At 65.9% G+C, this 1,012-nt stretch carries 2 protein-coding genes; one reads left to right on the top strand and one right to left on the bottom strand.

Annotated features, from left to right (window positions below; translation table 11 throughout):
• Positions 1-217, bottom strand: a 217-nt coding sequence (locus ACFQU4_RS37635) for a hypothetical protein (protein WP_377502464.1), incomplete at its 3' end; no start/stop codon positions are given.
• Between ACFQU4_RS37635 and ACFQU4_RS37640 the strand changes: the two genes are divergently transcribed.
• On the top strand, positions 114-1,012 hold an 899-nt coding region (locus tag ACFQU4_RS37640), incomplete at its 3' end, for an IS481 family transposase (RefSeq protein WP_377502462.1). The genes ACFQU4_RS37635 and ACFQU4_RS37640 overlap by 104 nt on opposite strands.

Raw genomic sequence — 1,012 nt, forward strand, 5'->3', positions numbered from 1 at the left:
TGTGATGTCCAGGGACGTTGTTGCGTGACACGGGTTTGATCTGGCGATGGGGAAGGCCTCCCGGGGTGAGAGTGGAGCTGTCTAGGAACCGCTTCACGTCCAGGGAGGCCTTCATGGTCCACGCTAACGCTGCTTTGACCCCTCGTGCCCGGTTACGGCTGGCACGGTTGATCGTGGTGGAGGGTTGGCCGGTGTCAGCAGCGGCGAAGATGTTCATGGTCTCGCCGGTGACGGCGAGGAAGTGGGCGGCCAGGTATCGGGCCGAGGGACGGTCGGGGATGTCGGATCGTTCGTCACGGCCGCAGCGGTGTCGGCAGCGGACCCCGGAGCGGGTTGTGCGCCAGATCGTGCGGCTGCGCTGGCGGTATCGGCTCGGACCGGTCCAGATCGGTGGCCGTCTGGGTATCGCGGCCTCGACCGTGCACGCGGTGCTGGTCCGTTGCCGGATCAACCGGCTGAGCCGGATCGATCGAGTGACCGGTGAGCCGTTACGTCGCTACGAGCATGATCATCCAGGCTCACTGATTCATGTCGATGTCACCAAACTGGGCAGGATTCCCGATGGTGGCGGGCACCGGTTCGTCGGCCGGCGACAGGGTGGAAAGAACCGGGCAGCGACCCCGAACGTTCCGCGGAACAAGCACCACAACCCGCTGCTCGGGACGGCGTTCGTGCACACCGTCATCGATGATCACTCCCGCGTGGCCTACGCCGAGATTTGCGCCGATGAGACCGCCACGACCGCGGTCGGCGTCTTGGACCGCGCGGTCGCCTGGTTCGCCGAACGCGGAGTCCAGGTCGAGCGTGTCTTGTCCGACAACGGCAGCTGTTACCGCTCCCACGCCTGGCGCCAGGCCTGCGAACGGCTTCAAATCACCCCGAAACGAACCAGGCCCTATCGGTCCCAGACCAACGGCAAGATCGAACGTTTCCACCGCACCCTCGCCGACGAATGGGCCTACGCCCGCCTCTACACCTCCGAAGCCGAACGCCGCACCGCCCTACCCGGCTG

The sequence above is a fragment of the Microlunatus sp. GCM10028923 genome (assembly GCF_042666975.1).
Classification (GTDB): domain Bacteria; phylum Actinomycetota; class Actinomycetes; order Propionibacteriales; family Propionibacteriaceae; genus Microlunatus.